Raw genomic sequence first — 21,872 nt, forward strand, 5'->3', positions numbered from 1 at the left:
CAGAAAATAAGCATGTATTGATGCCACGTAACTTTGGTAAGCTTATCATTTTGCTTTCAATATTACTTTGCCTTAGTGTAATAGCATCGCTTGTATTTGGTTCTCGGATGATTACTTGGACGCAACTTCTGGATGGTTTATTCCATTCAGAAGTTGCTTCTCATGAGGCAAATGTTGTTCGACAAAGAATTGTTCGAACGATTTTTTGCTTTATGTGTGGTGCTGCTTTAGGTGTTTCAGGTGCCTTAATGCAGTCTGTAACGCGTAATCCTATTGCGGATCCAAGTATATTAGGCGTAAATACAGGGGCATCTTTATTCGTAGTATGTGGGATTGCCTTTTTCAATATTAGTTCTGCACATCAATATATTTGGCTGGCAATAGTGGGTGCAATGATTACCGCTATTTTTGTATTTACTGTTGGTTCCCTTGGTAGTGGAGGAGCGACACCAATCAAGCTCGTCTTAGCAGGAGCTGCTACAAGTGCCATATTATCATCGCTCGTAGTGGCTGTTATGATTCCACGCACAAATGTTATGGATCAATTTAGATTTTGGCAAGTTGGCAGTGTAGGTTCAGGCAGTTGGGATAATATCACCTTGTTTATTCCGTTTTTAATAATTGGTCTTGGTATAGCTATCTTCTCTGCACCTGCATTAAATGCGCTAGCACTAGGAGATGAAGTGGCGACTGGCTTAGGTGTAAAAACTGGGACAATCCGCCTTTTCGCTTCATTTGGTGGCGTTTTATTATGCGGTGTAGCAACCGCGTTAGCAGGACCAATCGGGTTTATCGGATTGTTGGCGACTCATTTAATTCGTCTAATTATCGGTCCTGACGTGCGTTATGTTATTCCGCTTTCTGCACTAGCTGGGGCAATTATTTTAACGATTGCTGATGTATGCGGAAGACTATTAGGGAGTCCGAGTGAGCTTGAAGTAGGTATTGTTACGGCCTTCATTGGAGCTCCCCTACTAATTTTAATTACAATGAAAGCGAAAATGCGTGCATTATGATGAATGATACAGTAATTTCCATTTATAACTCTAGAATGAAACGAAAACGTCGTTTCCTACTGATGACGTGTTTGCTAACAGTTATTTCTCTTATACTTATGGGTTTGATGCTTATGCTTGGCAATACAATTTATCCATTAAAGGAAGTTGTAGCCGTTCTATTAGGTGAGGATGTCAAAGGTGCGTCCTTTGCCGTAGGTACAATTAGATTACCACGAATGATTGTCGGACTATTTGCAGGCTTTGCATTTGGTGCTGGCGGATACGTTTTCCAAACGATGTTACGAAATCCTTTGGCTAATCCTAACGTCATTGGGATTACTGCTGGATCTAGCGCTGCTGCTGTCTTTTGCATTATCGTCCTGCATGCAAGCAATGCATTCGTATCCATTGCATCTGTCATTGGCGGACTTTTAACAGCTATCATTATTTTTCTATTGTCGAAAAGTAGCTCGTTCTCAATTGGTCGTTTAATTTTAATTGGTATCGGTATTCAGGCAATGTTAAATGCTTTTATTTCTTACTTAATGGTCATTGGTAATACGCACGATATCCCTTCAGCTATGCGTTGGTTAAGCGGCAGTTTAAATGGTGCAAAAATGGAGAACCTTTATCCGTTAATCATCACGGTTTGTATTTGTACACCGATTGTTATTTATTTTGCTAGTAGATTAGAAATATTAGAGCTAGGTGAACAAGCTGCGACATCACTTGGTGTTGATACGAACAAAACGAGATTGGTGCTTTTACTTAGCTCGGTTTTAATGATTGCGCTGGCTACAGCAGCTGCTGGTCCGATTGCATTTGTTGCATTTCTAGCAGGTCCAATTGCCAAGAAAATTGTTGGTGTAGGCTTTTCGAGTATCGTTCCTGCTGGCTTGGTTGGGGTTATTTTAGTATTAGCCGCAGATTTAATAGGTCAGTTCGCATTTGATACCAGATATCCTGTTGGCGTCATTACAGGGATTATCGGTGCACCGTATTTAATTTATTTATTAATTCGTATCAATCGAAAAGGAGATTTATAATATGAAGCCAACACATACATTTCGAGCGGAACAAATTACTGCTGGTTACGAAAATAAAACAATTTTACAAGATGTGAGTGTAACGATTCCTAGCAATAAAATTAGTATTATTATTGGTGCAAACGGTTGTGGTAAATCTACGCTATTAAAAACAATGGCACGATTAATTAAACCAACTTCAGGGCAAGTAACATTAGATGGGCAACCGATTCAAAAAATGCCTCCGAAAAAGCTTGCTAAAGTACTAGGTTTATTACCACAATCACCTATCGTTCCAGAGGGAATTACTGTTGCGGATTTAGTTGGCAGAGGTAGATTCCCTCATCATAGTTTTTTAAAAGGGTGGTCAAAAAAAGATTATGAGGCTGTAGCAGAAGCAATGGAAATGATGAACATTACGGAATTTGCTGACCGTCATATTGATGAATTATCAGGTGGTCAAAGACAGCGTGTATGGATTGCCATGGCATTAGCGCAGCAAACGGATATTTTATTTTTAGATGAGCCTACAACGTATTTAGACATAACGTACCAAGTAGAAATTTTAGATTTACTGACAGATTTAAATCGTAAGTATGGCACGACGATTGTCATGGTGCTACACGATATTAACTTATCAGCACGTTATGCAGATTATATTTTCGCCCTACATGAAGGGATGCTAGTAGCTGAAGGTACCCCATCTGACATTATTACAAATGCTTTAATTAAAGATATATTCGCACTAGACTGTATGGTTATCGAAGATCCTGTATCAAATTCGCCTTCAGTCGTGCCCATTGGACGACACCACAACCAAATGGATAAAATAGCTCTTTAAACAAGGCCAAGCTTACTGAACAGCAATTATACTAATTGCAATCAGTGAATTGAGCGGCTGTATACGCCATCAATTCTTCAAGACAAGGGAAATTGAACGGGAATAAGACTCCTGTTCAATTTCCCTTGTCTTGTCTCTAAAGGCTTAAAAGGAAATTCACGCTAAAAGTACATAAAATGCTTTTCTTAAATCCTTATTAAACATGGTATTATATTTTATAATTGGAATTATAAATAATTATTAACTTTTTTTGAGGAGGGAAATGTTGAAATTTAAAATAGGGAACTTATTTATTCTATGTCTATTACTATTGATACTTACTTCCTGCATACAAACTGAAAAAGGTAGAAACATTCCCGAGAAAGAGCAAAAAATAGATTACAAAGAGATGGTGTTTGCATTTGAACACCCGCAGACCAAACAAAAGTACAAAATCATTCATGTTAATCAACTGTTTTCTCCGTATATTGAAAAGGTCAAAGATAATCCGAATCTTTCAACCTCGGAAACCTTGGAACTATATAATAAAGAAATCATTCAACCCATCTACAAGGATTGCTTTGAAAATGGAGAATACTTTCATATGGCAGAAACCATTCTTAATACGGCTCCTACTGGATTAACAGATTTACAAGTGATAAGTGATAAAATGGACACTCGTAAAATCGAAATCAATCAAATCATTCAAGAATCTCTATTAAAATCCGCAGACCTCCTACCGTCTCAAAGTGATGTAGCAGTTTGCGTCTTCCCTTACTCTAAAAATTATATGGATCCGTTCACAGTTGGCGCAGGGAAAATTATCCTCCCCTATCCAAATGAAATGGATGATAGTATAAAGTTAACCGTTGCCCATGAATACCATCACAGCGTTTGGGCAGAAAAATATTTTAGGAAGGATGACTGGGCTTCTATTTTGGATAATGTAGTCTTTGAAGGAAAAGCTGAAATGTTTAAAAGGTCCGTTTACCCAGACTACGGTTATACATCAACGACTTTAACTTACGACAAGAAATTATGGTCTAAAGTTGAACCTGATTTAAATAAATACGATTTTAATCGCACATTAGAAATTTTATATGGCGGAAAAGGGTTACCGTATGCTTACGGTTACAGTGAAGGCTACAAGATGGTTAAATCCTACCTTGACTTGAATCCCGATAAAACCCCAGAAGATTGGACAGCATTAAGCGCACAAGAAATTTTTGAAAAAGGGAAATACCTGGAACACTACAAATAACTTCGAGTATACGAGTTTAATGGGGCCCATTTTTGAAGAGTAAACAATGAAGTGCATTGAATTCAACAAATAAATTATGTAAATAGCAAGCAAAAACGCTCAGATTGTAACACTGAGCGTTTCTAGTTTTAACCTTTCATTCAGGTTAATGTCCAAAAGAACTTGGTTGCATTATGCCTTTAATATACATAGTTTTTACTGAGTTTCCCTCACCCTAATAGCTGATTTATTGTACAGCCCATACTCATTTAGCATAAAAAATGCCACCCCCTCAATCTAAGTTAATAGATAAAGAAGATGACAATATTTAATCCATCAAATTTCAATGAACGTTTATTTAATGTTTACCCATGCATCGGGTCATTTTTATGCTTTGGCCCAATCATGTTAAATAAGATATTTAAGATAATCGCTGTTACCGAACCACATACGATACCGTTAGACGTTAAGATTGCTACACCTGGAGGTAATGACGCGAAAATATCTGGAACAACTGATACACCTACACCAAGACCGACAGCAATCGCTGCAATCATCGCGTTTTCCGCTGATTCATTCATAACAGGTACAAGCATACCCATACCTTGTGTAATGACCATACCGAACATTGCTAACATTGCCGCACCAAGTACAGGTGTTGGAATGATTGTTGTTAGTGCTGCGATTTTTGGTAAGAAGCCAAGTGCTACAAGGAAGGCACCTGTTAGGTAAATGACTTTGCGATCTTTGACACCAGACATACGTGTAAGCCCTACATTTTGCGAGAATGTTGTGTACGGGAAGGCATTGAAAATACCACCGATAACAGAAGCAAGCCCTTCTGAACGATAACCACGTGCTAAATCTTTTGAATCTAGTTTTTTATTGCAAATATCGCTAAGTGCAAAATAAACACCTGAAGATTCTACTAAAGAAACCATCGCTACAAGCGTCATTGTTAGAATCGCTGTTGCATCAAATGTCGGCATTCCAAAATAGAATGGCTGCACCATGTGGAAGACACCAGCATCTGAAACGGGCGTGAAATCCACCTTACCCATAAATCCACCTAATACCGTCCCTGCAACTAATCCAATTAAAATTGAAATTGCACGAGCAAAGCCTGTTGTAAAGCGATAAACGACTAAAATAATGACTAATGTAATAAAAGCTAAAGCAACATTTGAACCAGATGCGAAATCTGCTGCACCTTGGCCACCCGCCATATTATTTAATGCAACTGGTAATAAAGAAATACCAATAATTGATACGACAGAACCTGTTACAACTGGTGGGAAAAATTTCACAAGCTTTCCGAAGAAGCCTGCGATAACCATTACAATTAAACCTGATGCAATGATAGAACCATAAATATCTGTAATGCCTTGTTCAGGGTTTGTCCCAATTGCAATAATTGGACTAACTGCTGTAAAAGTACAGCCTAGAACTACTGGTAAACCGATACCGATAAATTTGCCTGAATACACTTGAAGTAATGTTGCGATACCACACATCATTATGTCAATTGCTACTAAATAAGTCATTTGCTTTGAATCAAAACCTAAAGCCCCACCGATAATAAGCGGTACTAAAATAGCACCTGCATACATCGCAAGTAAATGTTGAATAGCTAGCGTAGTTGACTTAAAGGCATTCATTATGCACGATCCTCCGTGGCAAACGTTACTTTACCGTCTTCTAAAGAATCCACAATTGCTAATGATTCTACACGAATACCTTGCTCACGTAATAATTTACCGCCATCTTGGAAGCCTTTCTCAATAACAATGCCGACACCAATGACATTTGCGCCTGCTTGTGCTGCAATATCAAGTAAGCCTTTTACCGCTTCACCATTTGCTAAGAAATCGTCAACGATTAAAATATTGTCATCTTTATTTAAAAAATTACAAGATACTGAAATTTCATTTGTTTCGTTTTTTGTGAAAGAATGTACTTTTGAAGAATACAGATTGTCTGATAATGTTAAAGATTTACGTTTACGTGCAAATACGACTGGTGCCCCGATTTCAAGTCCTAGAAATACAGATGGCGCAATGCCTGAAGACTCAATAGTTAATACTTTCGTAATAATGTCATCAGAGAAGCGATTTGCAAACTCATGTCCAATCTCTTTCATAAGTAGTGGATCAATTTGGTGGTTTAAAAAAGTGTCAACTTTTAATACAGACGAAGATAATACTTTACCTTCCTGCTTAATTTTGTCGTGTAATAACTTCATTGCTATTTTTCCTTCTTTCTTATAATAATAAAAAGAGCGCTAAATACTTTGATTCCATTCATCTACGAGTGGAGCAAGGCATTCAGCGCATAAACGTCGAAATAAATAGAAAACATCATCACAAGTATGAATTCTCTAAAACAATGCTACCCATAGTCGATTTATTTACGGTAAATCGGTAGAAACTTACGAGCCATATTCTCGCTATTATATGAGTGAAATAGTATTAAGCTGTACGAACTTCCTTATTATAAATATCCATTTTTATAATTTCAATATGAATATGCATAATAAGCTGGTGCTGCACTTCATTCGGCAGATGCTTATATCTACTACTGAACAAAGTTTGAATTTTCGGAATTTAATGGTATTTACGCATTTTTTTGGCGTAAACGTTCGTGTTTTCAATCAATGCTCTGATTATATCAGACTATTTTAGACCTTGCTAGTCATTATTTCGATAAATGGAAAGGTACAGTCATAATGACGACATTTTTGTGAAATAACAGCGATGTTCGAATTAATAGACTCGATTGATTGTGTAGCATATGCTGCCAACCTTTCTTCGGTAAAAACTGCGGTATAACAACTGTTACTTGGTAGTCAGTTTTCGCATATTGATGCTCCACCTTATCAATAAACTTTTTCAAAGGCTGCGTGATGCTACGATATGGCGAATAGTAAGTGACAAGTCGCACATCTGGCTGCCACGCCTTCCATTTGTCCTCAAAGGCTTTTGCATCTGCTTGATCGAATGCTACATAAAAGGCAATTATTTTATCAACATTTAAAGATTGTGCATAATGCAGTGAATTTTCCACCACTTTTGTGATTCCCGCAACAGGTACGACAAAGACATTTCCCTCTACTTTCGGTAATGCTTCACCATTAAGTCGTAATTGTTCCCCCACTGCATTGTAATGATGCTTAATGCGATGGAACATCCAAATAATAAGCGGTAAAAAGATAAATACAGGCCATACTTGGGGTAGCTTTGTGACAAAAAACATCATTGCCACTACAAAGGAAATAACTGCCCCTATTGTATTGATAACAAATTTCACTCCCCAGCCATTAGGTTTTTCACGCCACCATTTCCGCATCATGCCAGATTGCGCTAATGTAAATGGTATAAATACACCTACAGCATAGAGTGGAATTAACTGCTCTGTTGTACCATCAAACAAAATAATAAGCACAATAGCTGCTAGCCCGAGCATCATAATCCCATTGGAATAGCCAAGTCGATCGCCACGAATTTGAAATATTCTTGGAATAAAGCCGTCTTTCGATAAATTGACTGCCAGTAACGGAAAGGCAGAATAACCTGTATTCGCAGCGAGCACTAAAATCATCGCTGTTGTTCCTTGCACAATATAATAAAATACATTACGTCCAACACTCGCTTCAGCAATTTGAGATACAACCGTTGCTTGGGCATTCGGAGCGACTCCGTAGAAATAAGCTAGACTGACAATCCCAATAAACAGTACTGCTAAAATACTCCCCATCGCTAATAGCGTTTTCGCTGCATTAACGGGTGCAGGACTTTTGAAATTTGGAATGGCATTTGATATTGCCTCTACACCTGTTAATGCTGAGCTTCCTGAGGCAAATGCCTTTAATAATAAAAACAAACTGATGCCCGCAACAGGCGTCCCAATTTTAGGGTGTAAATCTGCTGGCACTTGCCCCGTTGCTACATTATAGATCCCCATGCCGATAAGCAATAACATGACAACGACAAATAAATAAACTGGATACGCTAAAATAGAAGCTGATTCAGTAACCCCACGTAAATTTAATATCGTTAAACAAATAACAAAAAACACAGCAATTGGAACGTTATAGGCATGTAAACTTGGGAATGCTGAAGTAATAGCATCTGTCCCTGCCGATACACTAACTGCCACAGTTAAAATATAATCAACGAGTAATGAACCACCCGCTACAAGTCCTGCATTCACACCTAAATTTTCTCGGGACACGACATATGCCCCACCACCGTGTGGATAAGCGAAAATAACTTGTCGATACGATAAAGTGAGTGCTACAAGCAGCACCACTACCCCTGCTGCAATCGGTAACGAATACCAAAAGGCAACCGTACTAACAGTCATGAGTACAATTAAAATTTGCTCTGGACCGTATGCTACTGATGATAAAGCATCAGATGATAATATAGCCAATGCTTTTGTTTTACTTAGCTTTTGTTCCCCCAATGCATCGGATTTCAATGGTTTACCGATAACATAACGTTTGAATGAATTTTTCATCCTTTACACCTTCTAGATTCATAGAGTGTGTTTCGCATTTCTAAATCGATTACACCTTCGCATAATCGGTCTCTTTCTATCTACTGGGGCTTTTTTGTATAGAATGCCATCAAAAAAACGTCTACAAGTCATCACTAAATACGACTTGTAGACGCTCTAACGTCTGACAAGCTCCAACTTTTCTGCTCTTAACGCTTACGAGGTTAGCTGTCGGATTCGGGCCTGAGTAGCCCTACTCTTCAAAAAGAGATTCACCCCAAGAATTGTTTACACAATCCATCAAAATTGGGTCCCCCGCGTTTAATTGCTTCAGCGATTTAGAAATTTGAAACTTTTATAATGATGTCATATTACGCCTGGAAATAAAAAAAGTAAAGAAGATATTGCCCACTTTTTCGTAAATTTTTTTATATCCTCATGGACAAGCTTATATCAGTGGTTTATCGGCGATTCGGCATGGTTTATCGGCGATTTTCGCTGTTTTACAGGCGATTTCGCTGGCCTTATCGGCGATTTTCAAAATTCACAAAAAAAATAATGAGCAAACTTCTTCACATTTTTAAGTTCTAGCTATAGAATAGTAGTATTATTATTTTCCTATAGGAAACTTTATTTCATTTACGATACTTTTTGAAACGAGGGAACAAGATGGCCTATAAACAGATGACAAAACCAGCAGCAGAAGCTGTTTTAGATGGAGACATAAAAGGCTGGCGGCGTATTTTACCCTTTCTCGGTCCAGCATTTATTGCAGCGGTTGCCTATATAGATCCCGGCAACTTTGCCACAAATATTACGGCTGGCTCGCAGTATGGTTATTTACTACTTTGGGTTATTGCCTTTTCAAATTTAATGGCTGTGCTGATTCAGTCTTTATCAGCGAAACTCGGTATAGCTACCGGAAAAAACTTACCAGAAGTAGCAAGGGAGAATTTTTCTAAAAAAACTTCTATATTTTTATGGATACAGGCTGAACTTGTAATTATTGCTACAGACCTAGCTGAATTTATCGGGGCTGCCCTCGGTCTATACTTATTATTTGATATTCCGATGCTACCTGCCGCACTTATTACAGCAATTGGTTCATTTGCAATTTTAGAGCTACAGCGCAGAGGCTTTAGAGCATTTGAAGCAGGTATTTCAGGAATGGTGCTAATTGTTGTGTTAGCATTTGCGTTCCAGACATTTTTAGCTCAACCAAATTGGGGTGATGTAACAATAGGCATGCTGACACCACAATTTGACGGTGTCGATTCACTGTTACTTGCAACAGGTATTTTAGGGGCAACCGTTATGCCCCACGCAATCTATTTGCACTCTTCTTTAACACAAAGTCGTGTCGTTGGTCGCAATGATAATGAAAAACGACGTATTTTCCGCTTTGAGTTTATCGATATTGTGATTGCAATGATTATTGCTGGTGCGATTAACATGAGTATGCTAATCATTGCAGCAGCAGTGTTCCATACGCAAGGCCTAGTAGTTGAAGATTTAGATATCGCCTATAACGGATTACGAGAGGCTCTTGGACCGATGGCGGCAGTATCTTTCGGACTTGGATTACTCATTGCAGGGCTTGCAAGCTCTTCTGTTGGTACATTAGCAGGCGACGTTGTTATGCAAGGCTTCATACAACGAAAAATCCCTCTATATTTACGTAGAGCAATTACAATGATTCCACCTTTGGCTATTATTGCAGCGGGTGTCAATGCCACTTATGCGCTTGTTTTAAGTCAAGTAATCCTGTCATTCGGTATTGCTTTTGCGCTTATCCCGCTTGTGATGTTTACAAGTAAAAAGGACATTATGGGTAGCCTAGTCAATCACCGTATCACAACTATACTTGGGTGGTTTGTCGTTGTAATAGTAGTTACGTTAAATATTTACTTATTATGGGAAACACTATTTGCTTAGGATGGGTGCCAGGCACTCATACAATTACACTCACCGTAGCGAACATCCACGGCATAGCAAAAAAGTGATAGATTGACGGCAGTCAATCTATCACTTTTTCTCTTTGTCTTAGACTCTCGCTTTTAAGAAAGTGCCTTTAACCCTACGACACCAATGATGATACAGCATACACTTGCTAAGCGGCCTTTACTTTTTGATTCACCAAAAAACATCATATTGATTAAGACCGCTCCTGCCGTTCCAATGCCTATCCATACCGCATAAGCCGTACTCGTTTGTAAAAATTCAAATGATTTATATAAAAAGGTAAGTGACGCAGCAAATCCTCCTACATAGAGCACCATGCTGATAAATCCCTTTTTTGTACTATATTTTTTCAGTCCAATAACAGATACAAGCTCACTCGATGCAGCTAAAAAAACAAAAAGCCATCCCATACTATATCACCTCTTTTGCACGTTTATGTTCTTCAACAGAGTCAGCAACTTTTAAACCAATAACACCTACAATTAATATAAAAATAAAGAGAAGCTTACCGATACTGACTACTTGATTGAATATTAATACATCCATCAAGGTCGTTCCCATTGTGCCAATTGCTGCAAATATTGCATACACTGTTCCAGTTGGTAATTTCTCGCATGCCTTTGATAAAAAGTGCAAATCAAGCCCAATAAATATAACGATTAATAGCCACTCCCACCAATGAGCAGCCACATTGAAGCCATAAATCCAAATTAATTCAAAAAAACTAGTTAACCCTACATACAGCCAAGCTTTTCCCATAAAAAAACCTCCAAAATAATAATGACTGAACTTCATTCATTTTTACTGCACCAAGAACCACCTAGAAAATTTAGTAAAAATCCGCTTTTTAATTCGGATCTAAAGACATGTATTTCCCTTTTTATAGCAACGTAATACTACAAATAAGAGCGTATATGGTTTGCCAATTATATATCAAAAATTCACTGTAATATGTTTCATCTCTGTTTGCTTATTTTATAACAGCTTTGTTTACGACTAACGCATTACAAATAAATTCTAATAAATCTCTTTTATCCTCATCGATTAGCACTTCTTCTTTTGAATCAAATAAATAAGCTCGCTCTGCAGCAGCCTCTATTAATCCAAATACCATCTTTGACGTAGCATAAGAATCAATGGCTATTAAAATTTCACCTTTCGCCTTTGCTTTGTCCAACTCATTTCTTAGCCAATTATAGTAAGGTGTATACGCATTTACCCAGTCCTTTAAATAATCAGAAGCTGACAATCCAGCATAAATAATGGCTACAAGTTCCTTATGCTCTCTCGTCATCATAAATATTGTATCTATTAATTGATTAAATTTTTCAATTAGTGGTGCTTGCTCATCCACGTTTTTTTGAATTGCCTCAAATATATTGTCGACCATTACTTTAGCTATGGCGGGCATTAAGGACATTTTTGAAGGGAAATACAAATAAAAAGTTCCTTGTGCGATACCAGCCCTTTTTACAATATCAGCAATTTTTATTTTGTCGATACCTTGTTCTTTAAACAATTGAATAGCAGAGGTTACGATACGTTTTTCCTTATCCATTATGCGCCCCCTAAAAAATCATGAATTTTTAAAAATTGTAATCTAAACAAAAATAGAATTCAACCTCTTTCTTTTAACGAAAAGGAATAATTTCCTATAATGGGCCTGAAAAATTTATTTAATTTTGGTAATTTTAAAAAATTAGTTTGACAAATGAACGAGATTCATTTAAATTTTATCCCAAGGAAGATGACTGAAATTCATTTTAAGAAAAAATCTCCCTCAGCTAGTATTTTCATAACGGTAAGTACCATTTTCCACCTTGACAAGGGGTGTGTTACAAGGTGCAAATCGGTATTATTTTTTAATCAAAGGGGCGGAATTGATGATGAAAACAGGTTATATTTTTGACGAAAGTTATTTCTGGCACGACAACGGTAGCGGAACATTATATTTACCTTCGGGTGGTTACTTAGAAACAGATGTGTTTGTCGAACATCCTTCAACAAAGAGACGTATTAATAATTTACTTAACCGTTGTGGTCTAATGAAAAAATTAGAACAAATTGAGCCACGTCCTGCTACACGTGAGGAAATTGAAATGTTCCATACAAAAGAATATGTAGATAAAGTGAAACATTTAAGCGATACAACTGGCGGAGACGCAGGAGATCACGCCATTGTTGGTAGAGGTTCTTATGAAATTGCTTTACTGTCAACTGGTGGTGCTTTAAAAGCAGTTGATGTTGTGATGAATGGTGAAGTCGATAATGTTTATGCATTAACTCGCCCACCTGGCCATCATGCAGAGGCTGCAAAAGGCATCGGCTTCTGTATTTTCAATAACGTTGCGATTGCTGCCAAATACGCAAAGCAAAAATATAATTTAGAACGAGTTATGGTGTTAGATTGGGATGTTCACCATGGTAATGGAACAGAAAGTGCTTTCTATGATACAGATGGTGTTTTATTCTTCTCAGTACATCAGCATTTAAGTTTCCCGAATAATACGGGTTATGCAGAGAACGTAGGTGAAGCTGACGGAAAAGGATTTAACGTCAACATTCCACTTCCTCCAGGCACAGGAAATGCAGGCTATATTGAAGCATTTAAGTCCATTGTGGAACCTATTGTCAACGATTATAAACCTGAGCTTATTATTATTTCTGCTGGTCAAGATCCAGGCATGTTTGATCCACTTGGACGCATGAACATGACTGCTGAAGGCTTTGCAGAGTTAACAAAAATTATGATGAACTTAGCTAATAAGCATACGGATGGAAAAATCGTCTTCTGTCATGAAGGTGGTTACAGTAACGCTTACGTTCCATTTTGTACATTGCGCATTATTGAAGAATTATGTGGCGTGAAAAGTGATGTAGAGGATCCATTCCAAGATTCACAAGGATATCCCGATTTTGTAAACGAAGTAGAAAAGAAAGCAATCAATGAGGTTATTTCAATCCAATCAGCTTATTGGCCATCATTAAAAGTTACTGTTTAAATTGTAAACACTATTATTATATTAAAAATAATTATTAAGAGGGAGGGTATCTATGAGCAATTCTATCGAGGAAATTAGTTATGAACATATTCCTTTAGAACAGCGTAATGGCACTGCCAAAGAGCTATTTTTTACATGGTTTGCCGCAAGTACCGTTTCAACAACACTTGTAACAGGATCTCTAGCTATCGTATTAGGGTTGAATTTTTGGTGGTCACTTGTTGCTATCCTATTAGGACACGGCATAGGAGCTGCAATTATGGCACTCCATTCTGCCACTGGTCCTAAAGCAGGTTTACCGCAAGTAGTACAAAGTAGAGCACAATTTGGCTACTTCGGAGCTATATTGCCAATGTTAATCATTCTAATCATGTATTTAGGCTACGGAGCTACAAATACCGTTCTAGTTGGACAAGGTATGCAGGAAACACTTGGTCTTAATATGAACGTAACCGTTATTGTAAGTCTAATTCCAATGGTATTACTAGCTATTTTTGGACAAGGCTTACTTCAAAAGTCGATGAAAATCTATACAATTGGCTTTACAGTAGTATTTATTATTTTGTCGATTATGATTTTAACGAATGTTTCAATGGAGCTTTTAAATGCTGGTAATTTTTCTTTCAGCCAGTTTTTATTAATGACTTCCATTTGTGTAACATGGCAGATTACATATGGTCCATATGTATCTGACCATTCAAGATTTATCCATCCTTCACAATCTAAAAAGGTATTTACTTATAGTTACCTTGGAAGCTTTGCTAGTTCAGTTTGGTTAATGGTTTTAGGTGCAGCCATTGCCACTATGGTTGTGAATGGTAATGTTATGGCGCAAATTAAAGATATGGGCTCATTAGGTTTCATTATTGCACTATTATTATCTCTTGGTGTCCTCGTTATTAACTCCTTAAATATTTATGGAGCAGGCATTATTATATTATCGATTGCAAGTAACTTTTTAACGTTTAAAACATCTGCGAGACTACGGACAATTACTTCCATCGCAATTGGTATTATTATTGCCATTATTGCAACTTGGAGCTCAAGCAATTTTATGGCTAATTTCCAATTATACTTAGGGTTTATTTTATTCTTTATTATCCCTTGGAGTATGATTACATTAACTGATTTTTATATTTTAAAGAGAGTACATTACCCTCCAGATGAGTTCAACAAGAAGGATGGCATTTTCGGAAAAATTAATATACCTACAATGATTATTTACTTGTTAACTATCTTTATTCAAATTCCGTTTATTAATACGGAGTTATATGTAGGTCCTATTGCAAAAATGCTAAATGGATTGGATATTGCATGGCTTGTCGGTGGTGCGGTTTCTTTCCTATTATATATTAGCTTTTCTAAATTAACGGCACCTGCCAAGCTTTCTGTTGATGTTTATCCAACGGCTAGTGTGCCTGAGAATAATTAATAAATATGGTTCGCCAGGCTTCCCCAGGCCTTTTTAAAGCCCCTGTATAGTAATTTCATACAGGGGCTTTACTTATGTTATTAAGCATCTACCTTTTCGATGTTGCGGATTGCTAAATAGGCAATGACTATCCCTATAATTGCTAATGTTATCGGGATTACGATAATATCATTCAATGAAAATGCACCCGTATTTGAAGAAACAACCATCACGATCAACAGAGAGGACAGTATTGTTGTTGGTACGGAGTATTTTTTCATACCAAAATACAATGGAATTAGTGCCATACTGGATGCCGCTACAGCATTCATTAATACGGAAGGAATGCGAAAAAGCTGCCCTCTAATTAATAGGACAGCTTTCATTTCTATTTCTCTACTTTTAAATCACACTGTTGCAGTGGAATCATTTTCGTTTTATGTTTTATTTTATAGCCCAACCACAAGGCGATAAACAGTGGTATCCCGATATAAGAAACAAGGACGCCATACCAGTCAACCGAATCACCTGTGAAAGCTGTATAATTTTGACCAATTACAACAATCATACACAATGTAAATGCAAAGAGTGGTCCGAATGGATACAGCTTTGCTTTATATGGTAGTAATTTTAGGTCTAAGCCTTGCGCTTCATACGCTCTACGGAAGCGATAATGACTAAATGCAATACCAAGCCATGCAATGAAGCCTGACATCCCCGAAGCGTTTAAAAGCCACATATAGACAACGCCATCACCAAAGAATGATGCTAAAAATGCTAGGCAACCGACTGCTAATGTTAGCAGTAATGCGTAAATCGGAATTCCGCGACGGCTAAGCTTTGCGAAAATTTTAGGTGCGTGTCCATCTACTGCTAATTGCCATAACATACGTGATGATGCATATAACCCCGAATTACCTGCAGACAACATCGCTGTTAATATAATGGCATTCATTAATGATGCAGCAAAGGCAATACCTAAGCGGTCAAACACTAGTGTGAATGGTGAAACAGCAATATCTTCAGATAATAAACGAGCATCTGTAAATGGAATTAACATCCCAATTGCTGCAATGGCTAAAATGTAAAATAAAATAATTCGCCAAAAGACTGACTTAACCGCTTTCGGAATATTTTTACCAGGATCATCAGTTTCCCCAGCAGTGATTCCTAATAGCTCTGTCCCTTGGAACGAGAAGCCTGCTGCTAGAAATATGCCGAATGTAGCAAGGAAGCCACCATGGAATGGACCATCACTTATAAAGAAATTCGTAAAGCCGACTGGTGCTTGTCCTCCTAAAATACCAAAAATCATCAATAGACTGACGATAATGAAAACAATAACAGTCGCAACTTTTATCATGGCAAACCAATATTCACTTTCACCATAGCTTTTTACAGAAAGTAAATTGAATGTTAGTACGATCGCAATAAATATGACTGTCCATAGTGCCGAAGAGCTGTCTGGGAACCAGTACTTCATTATAAGAGAAACTGCTGCAATTTCAGCGGCAATTGTAATCGCCCAGTTATACCAGTAGTTCCAGCCAAGTGCAAAGCCAAGCGCTGGATCTACAAATTTTGTTGCATACGTACTAAATGAACCTGATGACGGCATATAAGCTGCCATTTCACCCAAGCTTGTCATTAAAAAGTACACCATAATGCCGATTAATGCATAAGCAAGAAGTGCACCACCTGGTCCAGCCTGTGCTATAGCACCACCACTGGCTAGAAATAGCCCAGTTCCGATAGTACCACCTAACGAAATCATTGTTATATGGCGGCTTTTTAATTCTTTTTTCAACTCTGGTGCTTTATGACCGAGCTGATTAACTTTTATTTCACTCACGTTAAAGCTTCCTTCCTTTTATAAGAGGCAATAAAAATGCCATCACATGAACGTTGTGATGGCTAAGTAAATCCTCTGTTTCTTCAAAATGATAGCACAACACGTTGTCCAACGTGACAGTTCTGTTCCTTTCGGAGACAGCCCCAGCATGAGGTTTTCAAGTCCCCTCACACTTCGGCAATATTTCCTTTCAGCTAACATCTTCAATGCTTGTCATCTCCACTAGCTTACTTATAAATACCGCGACCTCTACCTCAATACAAACATGAGGCATATAATTATTAAATTTATGATGTGTCTTAGTTTAACATACGACCTAAGACATTTCAATAAAACGATTAATGTTCTGTATTTTATGAATATTCTACTATTTTTATTAATGTGATAAAGTGTTATAGTGGTTCGAATTATAACTGTTCTATCAGGGAGGTACTTATTTTGACAACTAACGAAGAATCTACTTATCCTAGCAGAAAGATTAACTGGAAGGGCACAACGCTCTTATTAGTTATCGGTGTAATTTTTCTTGCTTCGACATTACGTATGCCATTAACGGTTGTAGGACCAATTATTTCCTTCATTCGTGAGGATCTCGGTATATCTAACGTACTTGCAGGCTTTCTAACAACAATTCCATTGCTTGCATTCGCACTAGTGTCACCTATTGCCCCAATCGTTGCAAGAAAACTAGGACTAGAACTAACTCTTTTTCTATCAACCATTTTATTAGCACTTGGGATTGTACTGCGCTCACTTGGAACAACAGGGTTACTCGTATTCGGTACAATGATAATAGGTGTAGCTATTTCATTTGGTAACGTCCTCATCCCAGGGTTACTTAAATTAAAATTCCCTTATCATGTTGGTTTACTAATGGCATTCTTCACAATGTCCATGAACTTAACGGCTGGTATTGGCGCTGGTATTAGTTATCCTATAGCCAATGCATCTCTTGGCTGGCAAGGTGCACTTGCCATCGCTATAGCTCTTGTCGTCGTGACTATCTTAATTTGGATTCCTCAATTAAAATTTAATAAGCCTGAACCAACTGTAGCTACTACGAAAACTCGTATACCACTGTGGAAATCACCAGTTACTTGGGCAGTCACTGGCGCAATGGGTTTACAATCGTTATTATTTTATACAACTGCAGCTTGGATTCCTGAAATCTATATTGCCCAAGGAATAGCAGCAGATCGTGCAGGTTGGATGTTTTCAATCATGCAAATTTCCCAAGTACCTATGGCTCTAGCTGTACCGATTATCGCTAGTAAAATGACATCACAACGACCTCTCGTTTTGATGTTTACTGCTTTTTATGTTGTCGGCTTTACTGGCCTTGTCATGGAATGGACTAATCTCGCTGTATTGTGGATGATATTGCTAGGATTAGCAGGTGGCGCTTCATTTTCACTTGCAATGATGTTCTTTACTCTTCGTACTCGTACGGCATTTGAAGCAGCTGATTTATCGGGCTTTGCACAATCATTAGGCTATTTATTAGCCGCAGTTGGCCCTATTTTATTTGGTTACCTACATGATTTATTTGGCGGTTGGAACATCGCTGGCTGTCTATTCGTTGTCGTTGCAGTATTACTATTCTTCTGCTCATTTAGAGCTTCTAGAAACGAATATATAAATTAAAAAAAGCAGCTCATCCTACTATGAGCTGCTTTTTTACATTTTTAATAAGGCGGTTTTTGATAAAAGAAATTCGGTGTATTATAAACATTGACATAAGGCTTATGGAAAATATGCGTTGTTGCAGGTGATAATGGGGGAATCAACCAAGTCCAATTGCCTGTTAAGTCGCGACCTGCCTTCTGCTCAGCTTCTTCAAATAACTTAAATTGCTGTGCAGCAGTATGATGATCGACTATACTTACACCATCTTCTTTAAAGGAAAACAGTACAGCAATATTTAATTCAACTAATGAGCGATCACGCCAAAGCGATGCTTGCTTAGTCGTATCGAGCCCAAAAATTTCAGCGATTTTCGGCAACATATTATAACGATCAGTATCAGCTAAATTACGTGCCCCAATTTCTGTCCCCATATACCAACCATTGAAAGGAGCCGCTTGAAAGTCGATTCCAGCCATTTGAAAACGCATGCTTGAAATAATCGGCACCGCATACCATTTCAACGCTAGTTCCTCCACTTGTGGGTGCTCAGGATGGCGAATTACAACTTCTAGTACATCTTCACGTGGTATTGAAAACAATTGTGGTTGACGGTCATCCACCTGGATAACGAGTGGTAATACATCAAATGCTGTGCCCTCGCCCTGCCAGCCTAGCGATTCACATACTTTTGTAAATGGTACAGAATGTGGGTCACCAACAATGCCAGCTTCCGTCTCATAGCCTGCATAACGGATCAACTGATGATTCCAAATCTTTACTCTACCAGATGCAAATACCGTTATTGTTGGCCGAATTTTACCACCATTTGTCGCATATTGAATATGACATAACAACTTCTCAAATATCCCTTGCTCATCTAAAACATCACGGGCATCCTCAACATGAAGTGACTGCCAAAATAATCTCCCGATACATTTATTACTATTACGCCAAGCTACTCGTGCACCAAAAGTAAGCTCCTCTGTTGAAGGAATATATTGTCCTTCATTTTCAACTTGCTGTAATCTATTTGTTAGCCATTGTGCAGACTCATTTTGCTCCATTTGATAAAGTGTTAAAAAACGTTGTATCTCTTGTAGTTTCATGTCGTTTTCCTCCATCTACCCTCATATTAGATGAATAGAAATAAATTCTCCATGAAAAAATTCATTAGAAAACATACATCTTTTATATATGAAATACTTTGTTCAAATTTAAATCAATAGTCAAAAATTCTCCATCAAAATTTTATAAAAACTAAATGAATAGCTTAAAAAATTACAAAGAAAAAGCATGTAGCAACAATATGCTACATGCTTTACTAGATGACCCCTACGGGATTCGAACCCGTGTTACCGCCGTGAAAGGGCGGTGTCTTAACCGCTTGACCAAGGGGCCATGGCTCCGAAGGCAGGACTCGAACCTGCGACAACCTGATTAACAGTCAGGTGCTACTACCAACTGAGCTACTTCGGAATAATTTTTTAATGGGCCTAAATGGACTCGAACCATCGACCTCACGCTTATCAGGCGTGCGCTCTAACCAGCTGAGCTATAGGCCCTCTTTGGAGCGGGTGATGAGAATCGAACTCACGACATCAGCTTGGAAGGCTGAGGTTTTACCATTAAACTACACCCGCATATGGTGGGTCAGGACGGAATCGAACCGCCGACACTTAGAGCTTCAATCTAATGCTCTACCAACTGAGCTACTGACCCGAAAAAAGAAAATGGAGGAGGTAGAGGGATTCGAACCCCCGCGCGGTGTTACCCGCCTGTCGGTTTTCAAGACCGATCCCTTCAGCCAGACTTGGGTATACCTCCGGAAATAAATATGGTGGAGCCTAGCGGGATCGAACCGCTGACCTCCTGCGTGCAAGGCAGGCGCTCTCCCAGCTGAGCTAAGGCCCCAAATTTTAAAAGATGGTCGGAATGACAGGATTCGAACCTACGACCCCTTGGTCCCAAACCAAGTGCTCTACCAAGCTGAGCTACATTCCGTTACTGTCTATCTTATCTTTTTATGGCGCGCCCGGCAGGAGTCGAACCCACAACCTTCTGATCCGTAGTCAGACGCTCTATCCAATTGAGCTACGGGCGCTTAATATTTAAAAAATGGTGCCGAGGGCCGGAATCGAACCGGCACGGTAGTCACCTACCGCAGGATTTTAAGTCCTGTGCGTCTGCCAGTTCCGCCACCCCGGCACATTTGGAGCGGAAGACGAGGTTCGAACTCGCGACCCCCACCTTGGCAAGGTGGTGTTCTACCACTGAACTACTTCCGCATGTGCATAAGATTATTTATCCTGGCAATTATGTAATTTGTAAATAAAATAAATGGTGCGGGTGAAGGGAGTCGAACCCCCACGCCTTGCGGCGCTAGATCCTAAGTCTAGTGCGTCTGCCAATTCCGCCACACCCGCAAATATGATGAGCCATGAAGGACTCGAACCTTCGACCCTCTGATTAAAAGTCAGATGCTCTACCAACTGAGCTAATGGCTCATATTATTAATAAATGAAAAATGGCTGGGGTACTAGGATTCGAACCTAGGCATGACGGAATCAAAATCCGTTGCCTTACCGCTTGGCTATACCCCAATATTAATTATATGGGGCGACTGATGGGAATCGAACCCACGAATGTCGGAACCACAATCCGATGCGTTAACCACTTCGCCACAACCGCCATATGAACTATAACAGTAGTTTAATCTAAAAAAATTTGGCAGGGGCAGTAGGAATCGAACCCACACCAAAGGTTTTGGAGACCTCTATTCTACCGTTGAACTATGCCCCTAAAATAAAAAACTGGTGGAGGGGGACGGATTCGAACCGCCGAACCCTAAGGAGCGGATTTACAGTCCGCCGCGTTTAGCCACTTCGCTACCCCTCCAAGGGCTGATGCCGGCGATAGGAGTCGAACCCACGACCTACTGATTACAAGTCAGTTGCTCTACCAACTGAGCTACACCGGCAAATAAAAAAGACGGTCCCGACCGGGATCGAACCGGCGATCTCCTGCGTGACAGGCAGGCATGTTAACCGCTACACCACGGGACCATAATTTGGTTGCGGAGACAGGATTTGAACCTGTGACCTTCGGGTTATGAGCCCGACGAGCTACCACTGCTCCACCCCGCGACAATATAATACTTTGATATTAAAATGGTGGAGGATGACGGGCTCGAACCGCCGACCCTCTGCTTGTAAGGCAGATGCTCTCCCAGCTGAGCTAATCCTCCACATAAAAAACAAGCGAAGCGACGTCCTACTCTCACAGGGGGAAGCCCCCAACTACCATCGGCGCTAAAGAGCTTAACTTCCGTGTTCGGTATGGGAACGGGTGTGACCTCTTTGCCATCATCACTTCACTTATTCAGTTGAAAGAACTTATTCTCTCAAAACTGGATAAACGTTTCATTGAATGTTTCAAACTT

The 21,872-nt window shown here is 38.9% G+C and carries 16 protein-coding genes, 21 tRNA genes, 1 rRNA gene, 1 pseudogene and 3 riboswitches; of the genes and pseudogenes, 8 read left to right on the forward strand and 31 right to left on the reverse strand.

All coding sequences use genetic code 11. From position 1 onward, the window contains the following. Positions 1-20: 20 nt before the first annotated feature. From JNUCC52_RS12390 to JNUCC52_RS12405, 4 genes are all read left to right on the forward strand, one after another. Entirely contained in the window at positions 21-1,016 is a 996-nt protein-coding gene (locus tag JNUCC52_RS12390; RefSeq protein WP_370635733.1) for a FecCD family ABC transporter permease, read from the forward strand. Continuing rightward, positions 1,013-2,044, forward strand: coding sequence for a FecCD family ABC transporter permease (locus JNUCC52_RS12395; protein WP_337980075.1), 1,032 nt, complete (start codon positions 1,013-1,015; stop codon positions 2,042-2,044). The genes JNUCC52_RS12390 and JNUCC52_RS12395 overlap by 4 nt, the downstream gene beginning before the upstream one ends. 1 nt (position 2,045) lies before the next feature. Continuing rightward, a complete protein-coding gene (locus JNUCC52_RS12400) occupies positions 2,046-2,864 on the forward strand; it encodes an ABC transporter ATP-binding protein (protein WP_173478825.1) in 819 nt (272 codons plus the stop codon). 262 nt (positions 2,865-3,126) lie between these two features. Next, positions 3,127-4,104: a DUF2268 domain-containing putative Zn-dependent protease gene (locus JNUCC52_RS12405; protein ID WP_337980076.1), complete on the forward strand. Its 978-nt coding sequence runs from the start codon at positions 3,127-3,129 to the stop codon at positions 4,102-4,104. Positions 4,105-4,448: 344 nt separating this feature from the next. Here the strand turns inward: JNUCC52_RS12405 and JNUCC52_RS12410 are convergent, their stop codons facing one another. From JNUCC52_RS12410 to JNUCC52_RS12420, 3 genes are all read right to left on the reverse strand, one after another. Then, positions 4,449-5,741 (reverse strand): nucleobase:cation symporter-2 family protein, encoded by a 1,293-nt coding sequence (locus JNUCC52_RS12410; RefSeq protein ID WP_173478826.1) that lies wholly within the window; start codon positions 5,739-5,741, stop codon positions 4,449-4,451. After that, complete coding sequence (locus JNUCC52_RS12415) at positions 5,741-6,325, reverse strand: xanthine phosphoribosyltransferase (protein ID WP_173478827.1); 585 nt, start codon at positions 6,323-6,325, stop codon at positions 5,741-5,743. The genes JNUCC52_RS12410 and JNUCC52_RS12415 overlap by 1 nt, the downstream gene beginning before the upstream one ends. 133 nt (positions 6,326-6,458) lie before the next feature. Further along, positions 6,459-6,560, reverse strand: a riboswitch (purine riboswitch). A gap of 217 nt (positions 6,561-6,777) precedes the next feature. Beyond that, entirely contained in the window at positions 6,778-8,601 is a 1,824-nt protein-coding gene (locus JNUCC52_RS12420; protein ID WP_337980077.1) for an APC family permease, read from the reverse strand. Positions 8,602-8,779: 178 nt separating this feature from the next. Continuing rightward, positions 8,780-8,926, reverse strand: a riboswitch (cyclic di-AMP (ydaO/yuaA leader). A 323-nt stretch (positions 8,927-9,249) separates the two neighbouring features. Here JNUCC52_RS12420 and JNUCC52_RS12425 point away from each other — a divergent pair. Further along, on the forward strand, positions 9,250-10,515 hold the full coding sequence (locus JNUCC52_RS12425; protein WP_139859692.1) for an Nramp family divalent metal transporter: 1,266 nt from the start codon (positions 9,250-9,252) through the stop codon (positions 10,513-10,515). A 122-nt stretch (positions 10,516-10,637) separates the two neighbouring features. Here JNUCC52_RS12425 and JNUCC52_RS12430 read toward each other — a convergent pair whose 3' ends face one another. The 3 genes from JNUCC52_RS12430 to JNUCC52_RS12440 form a co-directional block, all read right to left on the reverse strand. Further along, positions 10,638-10,952 carry a DMT family transporter gene (locus JNUCC52_RS12430; RefSeq protein WP_139859690.1) on the reverse strand — a complete coding sequence of 105 codons (315 nt, stop codon included), beginning with the start codon at positions 10,950-10,952 and terminating at the stop codon, positions 10,638-10,640. Position 10,953: 1 nt separating this feature from the next. Next, complete coding sequence (locus JNUCC52_RS12435) at positions 10,954-11,301, reverse strand: DMT family transporter (RefSeq protein WP_139859689.1); 348 nt, start codon at positions 11,299-11,301, stop codon at positions 10,954-10,956. 211 nt (positions 11,302-11,512) lie between these two features. Further along, positions 11,513-12,100, reverse strand: a complete 588-nt coding sequence (locus JNUCC52_RS12440; RefSeq protein WP_337980078.1) for a TetR/AcrR family transcriptional regulator — start codon at positions 12,098-12,100, stop codon at positions 11,513-11,515. Positions 12,101-12,425: 325 nt separating this feature from the next. On the opposite strand from JNUCC52_RS12440, the gene JNUCC52_RS12445 reads away from it, so the two are divergent. Together JNUCC52_RS12445 and JNUCC52_RS12450 are read left to right on the forward strand one after the other, a co-directional pair. After that, entirely contained in the window at positions 12,426-13,544 is a 1,119-nt protein-coding gene (locus JNUCC52_RS12445) for a class II histone deacetylase (protein WP_337980079.1), read from the forward strand. 52 nt (positions 13,545-13,596) lie between these two features. After that, the gene (locus JNUCC52_RS12450) at positions 13,597-14,976 is read left to right on the forward strand and encodes a purine-cytosine permease family protein (protein WP_173478829.1); all 1,380 of its coding nucleotides are present in this window, start codon (positions 13,597-13,599) and stop codon (positions 14,974-14,976) included. 80 nt (positions 14,977-15,056) lie between these two features. Here JNUCC52_RS12450 and JNUCC52_RS12455 read toward each other — a convergent pair. Together JNUCC52_RS12455 and JNUCC52_RS12460 are read right to left on the reverse strand one after the other, a co-directional pair. Continuing rightward, a pseudogene (locus tag JNUCC52_RS12455) lies at positions 15,057-15,302 on the reverse strand (ABC transporter permease); the annotation flags it as partial. Positions 15,303-15,343: 41 nt separating this feature from the next. Next, on the reverse strand, positions 15,344-16,807 hold the full coding sequence (locus tag JNUCC52_RS12460; protein WP_173478830.1) for an amino acid permease: 1,464 nt from the start codon (positions 16,805-16,807) through the stop codon (positions 15,344-15,346). Between the two features lie 84 nt (positions 16,808-16,891). Beyond that, positions 16,892-17,067: riboswitch (Lysine riboswitch) on the reverse strand. 178 nt (positions 17,068-17,245) lie between these two features. On the opposite strand from JNUCC52_RS12460, the gene JNUCC52_RS12465 reads away from it, so the two are divergent. Then, the gene (locus JNUCC52_RS12465; RefSeq protein WP_337980080.1) at positions 17,246-18,451 is read left to right on the forward strand and encodes a CynX/NimT family MFS transporter; all 1,206 of its coding nucleotides are present in this window, start codon (positions 17,246-17,248) and stop codon (positions 18,449-18,451) included. 41 nt (positions 18,452-18,492) lie between these two features. On the opposite strand, the gene JNUCC52_RS12470 is transcribed toward JNUCC52_RS12465, so the two are convergent. The 23 genes from JNUCC52_RS12470 to rrf all read right to left on the reverse strand — a co-directional run bounded on the left by JNUCC52_RS12470 (position 18,493) and on the right by rrf (position 21,806). Continuing rightward, positions 18,493-19,539, reverse strand: a complete 1,047-nt coding sequence (locus JNUCC52_RS12470; protein WP_173478832.1) for a nitric oxide synthase oxygenase — start codon at positions 19,537-19,539, stop codon at positions 18,493-18,495. A 220-nt stretch (positions 19,540-19,759) separates the two neighbouring features. Beyond that, a tRNA-Glu gene (locus JNUCC52_RS12475) sits at positions 19,760-19,831 on the reverse strand. A 1-nt stretch (position 19,832) separates the two neighbouring features. After that, a tRNA-Asn gene (locus JNUCC52_RS12480) sits at positions 19,833-19,909 on the reverse strand. 12 nt (positions 19,910-19,921) lie between these two features. After that, a tRNA-Ile gene (locus tag JNUCC52_RS12485) sits at positions 19,922-19,995 on the reverse strand. Positions 19,996-19,999: 4 nt separating this feature from the next. Then, positions 20,000-20,073 (reverse strand) — tRNA-Gly (locus tag JNUCC52_RS12490). 3 nt (positions 20,074-20,076) lie between these two features. Beyond that, positions 20,077-20,152, reverse strand: a tRNA-Phe gene (locus JNUCC52_RS12495). Positions 20,153-20,164: 12 nt separating this feature from the next. Next, positions 20,165-20,257, reverse strand: a tRNA-Ser gene (locus JNUCC52_RS12500). Between the two features lie 11 nt (positions 20,258-20,268). Next, a tRNA-Ala gene (locus JNUCC52_RS12505) sits at positions 20,269-20,344 on the reverse strand. A 13-nt stretch (positions 20,345-20,357) separates the two neighbouring features. Continuing rightward, positions 20,358-20,434 (reverse strand) — tRNA-Pro (locus tag JNUCC52_RS12510). A 23-nt stretch (positions 20,435-20,457) separates the two neighbouring features. Beyond that, positions 20,458-20,534: transfer RNA gene (locus JNUCC52_RS12515), tRNA-Arg, on the reverse strand. 15 nt (positions 20,535-20,549) lie between these two features. Beyond that, a tRNA-Leu gene (locus JNUCC52_RS12520) sits at positions 20,550-20,638 on the reverse strand. A gap of 5 nt (positions 20,639-20,643) precedes the next feature. Beyond that, positions 20,644-20,718, reverse strand: a tRNA-Gly gene (locus tag JNUCC52_RS12525). A gap of 53 nt (positions 20,719-20,771) precedes the next feature. Next, positions 20,772-20,856 (reverse strand) — tRNA-Leu (locus tag JNUCC52_RS12530). An 8-nt stretch (positions 20,857-20,864) separates the two neighbouring features. After that, positions 20,865-20,937, reverse strand: a tRNA-Lys gene (locus tag JNUCC52_RS12535). A 21-nt stretch (positions 20,938-20,958) separates the two neighbouring features. Beyond that, positions 20,959-21,033, reverse strand: a tRNA-Gln gene (locus tag JNUCC52_RS12540). Positions 21,034-21,045: 12 nt separating this feature from the next. Continuing rightward, positions 21,046-21,121: transfer RNA gene (locus JNUCC52_RS12545), tRNA-His, on the reverse strand. A gap of 37 nt (positions 21,122-21,158) precedes the next feature. After that, positions 21,159-21,232, reverse strand: a tRNA-Trp gene (locus JNUCC52_RS12550). A gap of 12 nt (positions 21,233-21,244) precedes the next feature. Then, positions 21,245-21,328 (reverse strand) — tRNA-Tyr (locus JNUCC52_RS12555). Positions 21,329-21,337: 9 nt separating this feature from the next. Beyond that, positions 21,338-21,410: transfer RNA gene (locus JNUCC52_RS12560), tRNA-Thr, on the reverse strand. Between the two features lie 12 nt (positions 21,411-21,422). Beyond that, a tRNA-Asp gene (locus JNUCC52_RS12565) sits at positions 21,423-21,495 on the reverse strand. Positions 21,496-21,501: 6 nt separating this feature from the next. Then, positions 21,502-21,576, reverse strand: a tRNA-Met gene (locus tag JNUCC52_RS12570). 25 nt (positions 21,577-21,601) lie between these two features. Continuing rightward, positions 21,602-21,677, reverse strand: a tRNA-Val gene (locus JNUCC52_RS12575). Positions 21,678-21,690: 13 nt separating this feature from the next. After that, a 5S ribosomal RNA gene (rrf, locus tag JNUCC52_RS12580) occupies positions 21,691-21,806 on the reverse strand. Between the last annotated feature and the right edge of the window lie 66 nt (positions 21,807-21,872).

It is taken from the genome of Lysinibacillus sp. JNUCC-52 (assembly GCF_015999545.1).
In the GTDB taxonomy this organism is placed as follows: Bacteria; Bacillota; Bacilli; order Bacillales_A; family Planococcaceae; genus Lysinibacillus.